Source organism: Pseudomonas sp. GW822-FHT05A08, assembly GCF_058800485.1.
Genome location: NZ_CM179511.1, coordinates 6,730,424 through 6,742,879, shown reverse-complemented (window position 1 = coordinate 6,742,879; position 12,456 = coordinate 6,730,424). Strand labels below are relative to the sequence as shown.

Here is a 12,456-nt window from a genome sequence, read left to right as displayed (position 1 = left end):
TTTCGTGGCCCATCCCGCCCAACGTCGCTGGTACCCGCTGGTTTTTGCCGTCGCCGCCCTGGTGCTGCTGCCGCTGAGCGTGCTGCTGCTGTCGTGGCAGGTGATCGACCAGCAGATCTGGTCGCACCTGTGGGAGACCCAGATGCCGCGCCTGCTGGGCAACACCCTGACCCTGGTGCTGGGCGTCGGTGTCGGCGTGACGCTGCTGGGGGTGAGCCTGGCTTGGCTGACCAGCCTCTGCGAGTTTCCCGGAAGGCGCTGGCTGGACTGGGCGCTGATGCTGCCCTTTGCGATTCCGGCCTACGTGCTGGCCTTTGTCTTCGTCGGTCTGCTGGACTTTTCCGGCCCGGTGCAGACCCTGCTGCGCGAATGGTTCGGCACGGGCCTGCGCCTGCCGCGGGTGCGCTCCACCGGCGGGGTGATCCTGGTCCTGGTGCTGGTGTTCTATCCCTATGTGTACCTGCTGGCGCGCACCGCGTTCCTGGCCCAGGGCAAAGGCCTGATGGAAGCCGCGCGGGTGCTTGGGCAGACGCCCTGGCAGGCGTTCTGGCGCGTGGCCCTGCCCATGGCGCGGCCGGCCATCGGTGCCGGCGTGGCCCTGGCGCTGATGGAAACCCTGGCCGATTTCGGCGCGGTGGCGGTGTTCAACTTCGACACCTTCACCACCGCCATCTACAAGACCTGGTATGGCTTCTTCAGCCTGTCCAGCGCCGCGCAACTGGCCAGCCTGTTGCTGCTGGCGGTGATGCTGGTGCTGTACGGCGAGCGTCGCGCCCGTGGCGCCAGTCGCTCCGGCAACGAGCGGCCGCGGGGCAAGGCGCTGTACCACCTGCATGGCATCAAGGCCCTGGCGGCCACCAGCTGGTGCGCGCTGGTGTTTGCCTGCGCCTTTGTCATCCCAGTGCTGCAGCTGGTGGTGTGGTTCTGGCAGCGTGGCCGTTTCGACCTCGACGAGCGTTATGCCGGATTGATCCTGCACACCCTGTACTTGGGCGCCATGGCGGCCCTGATCACGGTCAGCGTGGCCCTGCTGCTGGCGTTCGCCCGACGGCTGGCGCCGACCCGGGCGATCCGCTCCGGCGTCAGCCTGGCCAACCTGGGGTATGCCTTGCCGGGCTCGGTGCTGGCCGTGTCGATCATGCTGGCCTTCAGTTATCTGGACCGCGAGCTGGTGATCCCGCTGTCGGGCTGGTTGGGTGGGGCGGGCAAGCCGCTGCTGCTGGGCAGCCTGGCGGCGTTGCTGCTGGCCTATCTGGTGCGGTTTATCGCGGTGGCCTACGGGCCGCTGGAAAGCAGCCTGGCGCGGATCCGCCCTTCGTTGCCGGAGGCGGCGCGCAGCCTGGGGGTCAGCGGGCCACGACTGTTTTTCAAAGTGTATCTGCCGCTGTTGCTGCCCGGCACCCTGAGCGCGGCGTTGCTGGTGTTCGTCGATGTGCTCAAGGAAATGCCTGCCACCCTGCTGATGCGCCCGTTCGGCTGGGACACGCTGGCGGTGCGGATCTTCGAGATGACCAGCGAGGGCGAGTGGGCGCGTGCCGCGTTGCCGGCCCTGACCCTGGTCCTGGTGGGATTGCTGCCGGTGATCGGACTGATCCGACGCTCCGCTCATCGAATCGGTTAGGTGCCAGTGTCACACCTTGCGGCTACAATGCGCGGCATTCGGTGCGGTCGATCTTTCTGATCGGGTCTTTTGAATTATCTGAGAGCCTTCTATTTCACGGCTTCCAGCTCATACAGCGACCGCCCGCACCTTCGCCACGCCCGGAAGGAGAAACCCATGGGACAGCGCACGCCTCTGTATGACCTTCATCTCGCCCTGGGCGCGAAGATGGTCGATTTTGGCGGTTGGGATATGCCTCTGCATTACGGCTCGCAGGTCGAGGAGCACCATCAGGTGCGACGCGATTGCGGGGTTTTCGATGTATCCCACATGACCGTGATCGATGTCGACGGCCCCCAGGCCAAGGCCTGGCTCCAGCACCTGCTGGCCAACGATGTCGAACGCCTGCAAAGCCCCGGCAGGGCCTTGTACAGCGCCATGCTCAACGAGCACGGCGGTATCGTCGACGACATGATCGTCTACCGCACCGAAGCCGGTTACCGGCTGGTGGTCAACGCCGCCACCCGTGACCAGGACATGGCCTGGATGCAGGCGCAGCTGGGGGCTTTCCAGGTGCAACTGCACGAACGCTCCGAGCTGGCGATGCTGGCGATCCAGGGGCCTCACGCCCGCCACAAGATCGCCGAGCTGGTGACCCAGTCGCGCGGCACGCTGATCCAGCAACTCAAGCCCTTCGAAGGCCAGGCCGATGGCGACTGGTTCATCGCGCGCACCGGTTACACCGGCGAGGATGGCCTGGAAATCGTCCTGCCGGCTGACCAGGCCCCGGCGTTCTTCAACGATCTGGTGGGCGCGGGTATCTCGCCGATCGGCCTCGGCGCCCGGGACACTCTGCGCCTGGAGGCCGGCATGAACCTGTACGGCCAGGACATTCACCAGGAGGTTTCACCGCTGGTGGCCAACATGGCCTGGAGCATTGCCTGGGAGCCGGCGTCGCGTAAGTTCATCGGGCGCACCGCGCTGGAGGCCGAGCGCGCGGGTGGAGTGAAGCACAAATTGGTCGGCCTGGTGCTGGAAGAACGCGGCGTGCTGCGTGCCCATCAGGTGGTTCGCATCGCCGATGTTGGCGAAGGAGAGATCACCAGTGGTAGTTTCTCTCCTACGCTTAGCAAATCGATCGCCCTGGCGCGGGTGCCCATGGCTACCGCCGACCGCGCAGAAGTGGAAATCCGTGGCAAGTGGTACCCGGTCCGGGTGGTAAAACCGACCTTCGTGCGTCATGGCAAAACCTTGATCTAACTTATTTCCGGCGGGATCTACCGCTGACATTTCTTCTTGAGGACACAGAACATGAGCGATATCCCTGCTGACCTGCGTTTTGCCGAAAGTCACGAATGGGCCCGTCTGGAAGCCGATGGCACCGTGACCGTGGGCATCAGCGACCACGCTCAGGAAGCCCTGGGCGACGTGGTGTTCGTCGAGCTGACCGAAGTCGGCAACGTCTTCGGCGCTGGCGACCAGGCCGGTGTGGTGGAATCGGTGAAGGCCGCTTCCGACATCTACGCGCCAGTGGCCGGCGAAGTGATTGCGGTCAACGAAGACCTGAGCGGCAGCCCGGAACTGCTCAACAGCGACCCGTACGGCGCCTGGATCTTCAAGCTCAAGCCGGCCAACGCTGCTGATCTTGAGAAGCTGCTCGACGCAGCCGGTTATAAGGCCGCTATCGGCGAATAACCGCTGCCGCAAGCCAAGCTGTTACAAGAGCGCCGTGTTCCCTTATCGGATATGCGGCGTTTTTCGTTTAAGACAATGCGACAACTCAAGTCACTGGCCTAGCGACGGAGCGATCTGGCCAGCAGCACGGCTTTGCTTACCCTGACATGAAGTTCGGCTATTTCTTCTGTTGTCAGGCTCCGTGCCGGTTCGCCGCTGACCCAGGCGCCCTGGTTGTTGTAGGTGACGGTTTTGGTTTCTCCGTCGTTCACGCTGATGGTGTAAGGATTGGACAGAGTACTGGGGATTAACGAGCCCGCTGTCTGGCCTGGGCCGAACCATAATTGAAACTCGTTCTTGGGTGTCATGGTAGCGACACCTATATTCATGCCGCCTGAACAGTTCACCCAGAGATTGAGTCCGGTAGAGTCCAATAATATTTCGCTGGGGTTGGCCGAAAGTTCGTTATTTATTGAAACATCTCCTGGCGTGCCACCGTTCTTTGCAGGGCTGAATACACCGTACTTAGTCAGGGTGGTTATCTGGCCGGTGTTGATGGGCAGGTTCTTTCCGCCTGAAGTAAAGTTGACATCTCCCTCTTGCACGGGCGTGTTTGTAAAGTTGACCATGTAAGAGTCATTGGTGATATTGAAGACGTTCTTATATTGATAGGACGGCTGGTTGGGTGCGGCGAAGGGGGGCTTTGCAAACCAGATGACGGTGAAAGTACTGTTTACTTTCTTCGCCAGATAGAGGCTGTAGTTGTTTACCTTTTGGGCAACAAGTTGATCTTCTTCGATATAGACGATGATGGTCTGTTTGCTCATGGCTAATCTCACGTTCATCCCGTGGATGATTTCGGTGCAGAGTCTCGAGTCCTGCTGGCCGGGTTCGACGCCATCAACAAAAAACCCTGTAGATCGGCGATATACAGGGTTTTCTTGTTTGAGCGGCGTTTGCGAGCGAAAGACTGCCAAGGGTATCGCGTGGTGCTCTGCGTCCTTCGCGCAACCGATGCTCGAGCCCGTCCCGCGGACTATGCCGCGATCCCGGCCCTGGCGTGAAGTGCCTTGATTTCAGCAGCGCTCAGGCGTTTGGCCGGTTCGCCGGTCACCCAGGTTCCACTGTCGGTGTAGGTAATGGTGATGCTGCCGCCATCCTGCAGGGTCACCACATAGGGGTTGGACAGGTTGGTGGCGATCAACGAACCGGTTTCCTGAATGTTGCCGAACCAGACTTGGTATTGGCTTTTTGGTGTCAGCGTCGCAGTACCGATGTTCATGCCGCTCTGGCGATTCACCCAGATGTTATTGCCGTTGGAGTCCAGGAGGATTTGATGTGGATTGCCTTGCAGCAAGTTGTTGATCAGCACGTCCGAGGGTACGCCGCCATTCTTGGCCGGGGTGAACACACCATTGGCATCGAGGGTGGTGATCTGGCCGGTACTGATCGGCAGGTTCTTGCCGCCGGAGGTGAAGGTGACATCGCCACTGCTGACCGGGTCATTGGTGTAGTTGACCATGAACGACGGGGTGGTGACATCGAAAGTGTTTCTATATTGGTAACTAGGGTTGTTGACGGTGGCAATAGGTCCTTTTGATTGCCAGATGACAGTGAAGTCATTGTTTACTTTCTTGGCCAGATAAAGGCTGTAGTTGTTGTTTTTTTGTGCAATCAACTGCTGTTCTTCGATGTATAGAATTATTTGTTGGCTGCTCATTTCTTGAACTCCATTTCGAATAGATTGAAACATGGATTTTGTAACGGTCTTTGCAACTACGTAGTGGCCTTTTGTCTCAACTGCGCAGTCATCAGTAAACATAGCATGCAAAAAATTGAACTATAGAACTATTGGCTATTGTCTTTGGTGCTGTCTGTATTGCGGAAATTCAATGTTTTGAATCGTGCTGGCTTATCATGTGTTTATGTGCGCAGTTAGACAAAGTTCTGTCGGGAGTCTGGTTTTTGGCACAAGGAAGTTGGCCGGTGGCGCTGATATATAGCGATTGGCAACTATCTTTATCGCTGAAATAAAAACGCCCAATGCAGGGCATTGAGCGTCTTGAATAGTGCAAGGGCTGGCCGTTCAGGGGCCGGTATCTGTTTATGCCTCTTGCAAGACCGCCTTCACCGCCGCTACCGAGCGTTCGACATCACCCTTGCTCATGGCCGTGAACATCGGCAACGAGACGATCAGGCGTCCCACCCGTTCCGCCACCGGGAACATCCCCTCCTTGAAACCGCGCTCGCGGTACAGGCTCAGCAGGTGAATCGGCGGGTAGTGATAGCCGATGCCGATCCCGCGCTCCTGCATCTGCTCCATAAAGGTCGCCCGCGCCGGTTTGCCGTCATGCCGCTCCGGCAGTACCAGCTGGAACAGGTGCCAGTTGCTGTTGCTGAAGTCCGCCGGGGGCAGCTGGGCGCCGTAGCGGGTTTCGAAGTCGCTGCCCAGGCATTCGAAGTAATGCCGGGCCAATTCGCGGCGATGAGCGGTGAGGGTTTCGAGGTGGGCGAACTGGCCCAGGCCGATGGCGGCCGCGACGTCGGTCATGTTGAATTTGCCGCCCAGCACGTCCACGTCCAGGCCGTCGAAGCCGTGGCGGGTCACGCCCTGCAGTCGATACTTCTCCGCCAGGCGAGCCTCTTCGGCGGTGTTCAGCACCAGGGCGCCGCCTTCGCTGCAGGTGACGTTCTTGTTGGCCTGGAAACTGAAAGAGACCAGGTCGCCGCCAGCGCCGATGCGCTCGCCATTCCAGCTTGAGCCCAACGCCTGGGCGGCGTCTTCCACGACCCGCAGGCCGTGCTTGCGCGCCAGGGCGTAGAGGCGTGCCATATCGACCGGCAGGCCGGCGAGAAACACCGGGATGATGGCCTTGGTCCGGGGCGTGATGGCGGCTTCCACCTGGGCCAGGTCGATGTTGCGGGTGATCGGGTCGATGTCGGCGAACACCGGGGTGGCGCCGACTTCGAGAATCACGTTGGCCGTGGCCACCCAGGAGATCGGCGTGGTGATGACTTCATCGCCAGGGCCGATGCCGGCGATACGCAGGGCGATCTCCATGGTGCAGGTGCCGGAATTGAAGGTGCGCACCGGGCGCCCGCCGCAGTACTGCGAGAGTTGCGCCTCGAAGGCCTGGACCTTGGGCCCGCTGGTGATCCAGCCCGAACGCAGCACTTCGCCGACGCTGGCGATGGTGGCTTCATCGATGGTGGGTTTGGAAAACGGCAGGAAAGGCAGCTGGCTCATGACGATGGGATACCCGATAAACAGTGGTCGAGGCAGGGCGGCGGGCCGCGCCGGAGTCGAGCATCATGCTACCGGTTCGCCCGGGGTGCCATACCGTCGGCGTGCGGGATCGGCTGCTATGCTGCTTTGACCGTGTTCCATCGACGCCGAGCGCCGCCTGAGAGAGAGCCCGTCATGTCCCAGTTGCCGTCCTTGAGTCAGTTACGCGATCCCAATGCCTTTCTGCGGCGTCACCTCGGGCCCGACGCCGCCGAGCAGCAAGCGATGCTCGACAGCCTGGGCCTGGGCAGCCGGGTCGAGCTGATCGAACAGACCGTGCCGCCGGGCATCCGTTTCAACCGTCCGCTGGACCTGCCGCCAGCGCTGGACGAGCAGGCCGCCCTGGCCAAATTGCACGGTTACGCCGAGCAGAACCAGGTCTGGACCAGCCTGATCGGCATGGGTTATCACGGCACCCTGACCCCCACGGTGATCCTGCGCAACGTGCTGGAAAACCCCGGCTGGTACACCGCCTACACGCCCTACCAACCGGAAATCGCCCAAGGCCGGCTCGAAGCCCTGCTCAATTTCCAGCAACTGACCATCGACCTCACCGGCCTGGAACTGGCCAACGCCTCGCTGCTGGACGAAGCCACGGCCGCCGCCGAAGCCATGGCCCTGGCCAAGCGCGTGGCCAAGTCGAAAAGCAATCTGTTCTTCGTCGACCAGAACTGCCATCCGCAGACCCTCTCGGTGGTGCAGACCCGCGCCGAAGGGTTCGGCTTCGAACTGGTGGTCGACAGCCTGGACAACCTCAAGCGGCACCAGGTGTTCGGCGCCTTGTTGCAATACCCGGACACCCACGGCGAGATTCGCGACCTGCGGCCGCTGATCGATCACCTGCACGCGCAGCAGGCGCTGGCCTGCGTGGCGGCCGATCTGTTGAGCCTGTTGCTGCTGACGCCGCCGGGCGAGCTGGGGGCCGACGTGGTGTTCGGTTCGTCCCAGCGCTTTGGCGTGCCCATGGGCTATGGCGGGCCCCACGCGGCGTTCTTCGCCAGTCGCGAGGAGTACAAGCGGGCGATTCCGGGACGGATCATCGGCGTGTCCAAGGATGCCCGGGGCAACGTGGCGCTGCGCATGGCCCTGCAGACCCGCGAACAGCATATCCGTCGCGAGAAAGCCAACTCGAACATCTGCACCGCCCAGGTGCTGCTGGCCAATATCGCCAGTTTCTACGCGGTCTATCACGGCCCGGAAGGCTTGCGGCGCATCGCCCAGCGCGTCCATCGCCTGACCTGCATCCTCGCCGCCGGCCTTGAACGCAAGGGCATCGAGCGGCTGAACCGGCAGTTCTTCGACACCCTGACGCTGGAGGTCGGCGGTAGCCAGACGGCCATCATCGAGAGCGCCAAGGCCGCGCAGATCAATCTGCGGATCCTCGGACGCGGGCACCTGGGCCTGAGCCTGGATGAAACCTGCAACGAGAGCACCGTCGCCCGGCTGTTCGATGTGTTCCTCGGCGCCGACCACGGGCTGGACGTCGCGCAACTGGATGCTGAAACCCTGGTCCCGGGCATCCCCCAGGACCTGCTGCGCAGCACGTCTTACCTGAGCCATCCGGTGTTCAACAGCCATCACAGCGAAACCGAGATGCTGCGCTATCTCAAGCAACTGGAGAACAAGGACCTGGCGCTGAACCAGTCGATGATCCCGCTGGGCTCCTGCACCATGAAGCTCAATGCCAGCAGCGAGATGATCCCCATCACCTGGCCCGGCTTCGCCAACCTGCATCCCTTTGTCCCGCCGGAACAGGCCCTCGGCTATTCGCTGATGATCGAGGAGCTGGAGCGTTGGTTATGCGCCATTACCGGCTTCGATGCGATCTGCATGCAGCCCAACTCCGGGGCCCAGGGCGAGTACGCCGGGTTGCTGGCGATCCGCAAATACCACGAGAGCCGCCAGCAGGGAGAACGCAGTATCTGCCTGATTCCCGCCTCGGCCCACGGCACCAACCCGGCCTCGGCGCAGATGGCCGGCATGCAGGTGGTGATCGTCGATTGCGACGCCGCCGGCAACGTCGACCTGCAAGACCTCAAGGACAAGGCGCAGATTGCGGGCGGACACCTGGCGTGCCTGATGGCCACTTATCCTTCGACCCACGGGGTGTACGAAGAGGGCATCAGTGAGATCTGTGAGGTGATCCACAGTCACGGCGGCCAGGTGTACATGGACGGCGCCAACCTCAATGCCCAGGTCGGGCTGACGCGGCCGGCCGATATCGGCGCCGACGTTTCCCACATGAACCTGCACAAGACCTTCTGCATTCCCCACGGCGGCGGTGGCCCGGGCATGGGGCCGATCGGCGTGCGGGAGCACCTGGCGCCGTTCGTGGCCAACCACCCGGTGGTGGCCATCGACGGGCCGCTGCCGCAGAACGGCGCGGTCAGCGCGGCGCCCTGGGGCAGCGCGAGCATCCTGCCGATCAGCTGGATGTACATCGCCCTGATGGGCCCGCAGCTGGCGGATGCCAGCGAGGTGGCGATCCTCTCGGCGAACTACCTGGCCGAACACCTGAGCGGGGCCTTCCCGGTGCTCTACAGCGGGCGCAACGGCCGGGTCGCCCACGAATGCATTCTCGACCTGCGGCCGCTCAAGGCGCAGACCGGCATCAGCGAAGAGGACGTGGCCAAGCGCCTGATGGACTACGGTTTCCACGCGCCGACCATGTCGTTCCCGGTGCCGGGCACGCTGATGGTGGAGCCCACCGAAAGCGAGTCCAAGGCCGAGCTGGACCGTTTTATCGAGGCCATGCTGAGCATTCGCGCCGAAATCGCCCAGGTCCAGGAAGGCAACTGGCCGGCCGAAGACAACCCGCTCAAGCGCTCGCCCCATACCCTGGCGGACATCGCCGGGGTCTGGGAGCGGCCCTACAGCATCGAGCAGGCAGTGATCCCCAGCCCCCACGCCAGGGCGCACAAGTACTGGCCGACGGTGAACCGGGTCGACAATGTCTACGGCGACCGCAACCTGTTCTGCGCCTGCGTACCGGTGGATGCCTATCGCTGAGCTCGAACGACGGGCAAAAAAATGCCGCTCTCGTGAGCGGCATTTTTCGTTGCGTCAGCCTGGCTACAGGCTGGAGGTCACTGGGCGACGGCGTTTTTCGCCAGGATCGCGTTGGCCAGCTCCATGTCGGTGGCCTGCAGGCCCGGGTTGTCGGCACGGACTTTCTGCATCGCGGCTTCCAGGTACGGACCGCGGATGTTGCCTTCGCTGGCGACGAAGCTGCTGGCGTCGTCCTGGGCGGCGCCGATCAGCTTGTGATCCTTGGAAGTCAGGTAGGTGGACGCGGTGGTGGCGCCGGTGGAAAGGATGTTACGCCAGAAGCTGTCGGCCATTGCCGAACCTACAGGCAGGGAAAGCAGGGCCAGGGTGGCGACAGCTGTTTTGAGACGCATGGTGGGTGACTCCAACTAGGGGGGAAAAACTGAGCCCTTTGATAGGCGTTGGCCCGATTGAGTTCCCTGCTGCTCCAACAAGCTTTCGCCTGTGTGGACGGGGGCTGAGCGGTACTTCGGCGTTGAGTCGGCGCACTGGAACGCAGCAGTCGCATTTGTCACCATGGGCGACTTTCTCGACTGCACGGATGCTTGCCTTGATTTTTGGCGCGATGATGTATGGAACCCTGCTGAACCTGGTGTTGCTGTCCTTTATCGGACTTCCCTTGCCGTTGATTGCCTTGCTCATTCCGGCCTGCCGACACCGGATGCGTCGTCAACCCCTGCACTTCGGTGTGCTTGCAGGGGTATGCGTAATCATCGTGGTTTGCGTACTGTGGAAAATCCACCGGGACAATCAACTGAATGAGGCGCACCACCCGCAACTTGAGCAGGACGTACAGCTTGATGGCCTGCAATTGCCCGCAGGTGCCAAGCTGAATCTGAGAACACTTGAACCCCTGGATGCGCAAGGCCGGCCGCAACCCTATGGACTGCGCAGCCTCTTTTACGCCGAATTCGCTGCACCACACAGGATCAACGGCGTAGAGGTTACAGAGTTGCAGATGTACGGCAGCGGCCCTTTCTCAAAGATGCTGCTGAGCCGTGACCAGGTCGTTGCGGGCTGGCCCTGCGCCGGCGGCACCTGGGTAACGCTGGACATTGCCGACGCGGACCGCTTGCAGCCCAGTCGCTGGCGCTTCTCTGCCTGCACCCTGGTGACCGGGGCCGATGTGGCCGGGGTGAAGTGGCCGGACTCCAGCGAGGTCAGGCAGTACGACGGCAGGTTCAGCATCGACACCATCGGTTTGGCTTCACCTGCGGTGGTTATCCAGGGGATAGCGCTGTCGGACCTGAGCCTGGACCTCGACGAGCAGCAGCAACCCGGACGTTGGCGTGGGCAACTGGCGCAAGACCTGACCCTGGGCGATTGGCACTACCCCCGCGGCATGAGGGTTCGCCAGGACACGCCGGGGACCTTGATGTTCAGCCCGAGCAAGTCGGACTGCGCGCAGAACCTGCGTACGGGGGAAACGCTCGACGCCGGGCGCTCGATACAGCAACGCCGTGATAACGGAGCGGTGCTGTGGATCAAGCCCAATGCCGGTTTGGGTGTCGCCGACTGGTAGCGGGCCGCTGCGGGCTGTCGTCGGCGGTATCTTTTCACGGGTGGCCCGGGCCCTTCTTACAACTGAAAACGCGTCACCGAGGTCTGCAGGGTGGCGACGGAGCGCTCCATGTGTTCGACCGTCGTCGCCAGTTCATGCATGGCCTGGCTGTTGCGTTGCGCAACCTGATTGATCATCTCCACCTGTTGCGCCACTTCACTGCTGGCCTTGGACTGCTCGCCGATGGTGTGGGAAATCTCCTCGACCATCAGCGCCGAGCGTTGCGCGCCTTCGCGGATTTCGTTGATCGAGGTGCCGGCCTGCTGGGCCATGCTCACCCCGTCGTTCACCCGACTGACCCCGGTTTGCATGCTGCGCACCGCCTGGCTGGTGGTTTCGCGGATGCGCTCGATCATGCCGGTGATTTCCCGGGTCGATTGCGCCGTGCGCCCGGCCAGGCTGCGCACTTCGTCGGCGACCACGGCGAACCCGCGCCCGGCCTCGCCGGCGCGGGCTGCCTCGATCGCGGCGTTCAGGGCCAGCAGGTTGGTCTGCTCGGCGATGCTGTTGATCACCTGGATGATCGAGTGGATTTCCTCCGAGGATTGGCCAAGGGCGGTGATGCTTTGCGACGACTGATTGACCGCCTCGGCAATGTGGGCCATGCCATCGACCACCCCAAGGATGACCTGGCCGCCGCTGCCGGCGAGGGATTCCGACTGTGCCGAGATGTCCTGAGCGTTACGCGCATGCTCGGCCACCTGGGCGATATTGCTGATCATCTGCTCCATGGCCGCGGCCATGCTGTTCGCGCCCTGGGCTTGCTCGCTGGCCCCGCTGGCAATGCCCTGGGAGGTCTGGCTCAGGTTGTGGGAGGTGCCTTGCAGGCCTTCGCTTTCGCGGCGAATGGTGGTGATCATGTCCCGCAGGTTGCTCTGCATCTCGCCCAGGGCTTTTTGCAACTGCCCGGCCTCGTCGTCGCTGTCGACGCTGATCGGCAGGCTGAGGTTGCCCTGGGCGATGGCCCGGGCCGTGGCGACCGATTTTTCCAGGGGGCGCAGTACCGAGTGCAATAACCGGCGAGTCAGCAGGCAGAGCGCCAATACGGCCAGCAGGCTGCCGCCAACCAGCCACCAGCCGGCCTGGCGCACGGCTTTTTCGCTGGCTTCGCGAGCCTGCGCGGTACTGGTTTCGATCTTGCTGCTCAGGGCCTCGTTGCGGCTTTCCACCTCGCTGAAGCTCTTGGCGAACGCTGGCATTGCCGCGCGGGCGGCGACAGGGTCGCGCAGCGCCTGTTCGGCAATCTGTTGCGCGGCGCCAATGTAGTTTTCCAGCACCGGCTGCAGC

General features: G+C 62.5%; 10 protein-coding genes and 1 pseudogene. 5 read left to right on the top strand and 6 right to left on the bottom strand.

All coding sequences use genetic code 11. The features are described from left to right. Positions 1 to 4 precede the first annotated feature (4 nt). From AC3RCP_RS30560 to gcvH, 3 genes are all read left to right on the top strand, one after another. Positions 5 to 1,621 (top strand): ABC transporter permease, encoded by a 1,617-nt coding sequence (locus AC3RCP_RS30560; RefSeq protein ID WP_007926754.1) that lies wholly within the window; start codon positions 5 to 7, stop codon positions 1,619 to 1,621. A 156-nt stretch (positions 1,622 to 1,777) separates the two neighbouring features. Next, positions 1,778 to 2,860 (top strand): glycine cleavage system aminomethyltransferase GcvT, encoded by a 1,083-nt coding sequence (gcvT, locus tag AC3RCP_RS30555; RefSeq protein WP_085532918.1) that lies wholly within the window; start codon positions 1,778 to 1,780, stop codon positions 2,858 to 2,860. Between the two features lie 51 nt (positions 2,861 to 2,911). Then, entirely contained in the window at positions 2,912 to 3,295 is a 384-nt protein-coding gene (gcvH, locus tag AC3RCP_RS30550; protein WP_009046109.1) for a glycine cleavage system protein GcvH, read from the top strand. Between the two features lie 98 nt (positions 3,296 to 3,393). Here the strand turns inward: gcvH and AC3RCP_RS30545 are convergent, their stop codons facing one another. From AC3RCP_RS30545 to AC3RCP_RS30535, 3 genes are all read right to left on the bottom strand, one after another. Next, complete coding sequence (locus AC3RCP_RS30545) at positions 3,394 to 4,101, bottom strand: hypothetical protein (RefSeq protein WP_007928247.1); 708 nt, start codon at positions 4,099 to 4,101, stop codon at positions 3,394 to 3,396. Positions 4,102 to 4,310: 209 nt separating this feature from the next. Next, on the bottom strand, positions 4,311 to 4,994 hold the full coding sequence (locus AC3RCP_RS30540; RefSeq protein ID WP_007928255.1) for a hypothetical protein: 684 nt from the start codon (positions 4,992 to 4,994) through the stop codon (positions 4,311 to 4,313). 384 nt (positions 4,995 to 5,378) lie between these two features. After that, positions 5,379 to 6,521: a DegT/DnrJ/EryC1/StrS family aminotransferase gene (locus AC3RCP_RS30535; protein ID WP_492570600.1), complete on the bottom strand. Its 1,143-nt coding sequence runs from the start codon at positions 6,519 to 6,521 to the stop codon at positions 5,379 to 5,381. 174 nt (positions 6,522 to 6,695) lie between these two features. Between AC3RCP_RS30535 and gcvP the strand changes: the two genes are divergently transcribed. After that, positions 6,696 to 9,569, top strand: a complete 2,874-nt coding sequence (gene gcvP, locus AC3RCP_RS30530) for an aminomethyl-transferring glycine dehydrogenase (RefSeq protein WP_492570601.1) — start codon at positions 6,696 to 6,698, stop codon at positions 9,567 to 9,569. A 77-nt stretch (positions 9,570 to 9,646) separates the two neighbouring features. On the opposite strand, the gene AC3RCP_RS30525 is transcribed toward gcvP, so the two are convergent. After that, the gene (locus tag AC3RCP_RS30525) at positions 9,647 to 9,961 is read right to left on the bottom strand and encodes a DUF2388 domain-containing protein (RefSeq protein ID WP_007928261.1); all 315 of its coding nucleotides are present in this window, start codon (positions 9,959 to 9,961) and stop codon (positions 9,647 to 9,649) included. 155 nt (positions 9,962 to 10,116) lie between these two features. On the opposite strand from AC3RCP_RS30525, the gene AC3RCP_RS30520 reads away from it, so the two are divergent. Continuing rightward, positions 10,117 to 11,130 (top strand): hypothetical protein, encoded by a 1,014-nt coding sequence (locus tag AC3RCP_RS30520; protein WP_492573461.1) that lies wholly within the window; start codon positions 10,117 to 10,119, stop codon positions 11,128 to 11,130. Between the two features lie 56 nt (positions 11,131 to 11,186). On the opposite strand, the gene AC3RCP_RS30515 is transcribed toward AC3RCP_RS30520, so the two are convergent. Continuing rightward, the gene (locus AC3RCP_RS30515; protein ID WP_370686844.1) at positions 11,187 to 11,900 is read right to left on the bottom strand and encodes a methyl-accepting chemotaxis protein; all 714 of its coding nucleotides are present in this window, start codon (positions 11,898 to 11,900) and stop codon (positions 11,187 to 11,189) included. Positions 11,901 to 12,041: 141 nt separating this feature from the next. After that, positions 12,042 to 12,368 (bottom strand): annotated as a pseudogene (locus AC3RCP_RS30510) (HAMP domain-containing protein); the annotation flags it as partial. Positions 12,369 to 12,456: the final 88 nt, after the last annotated feature.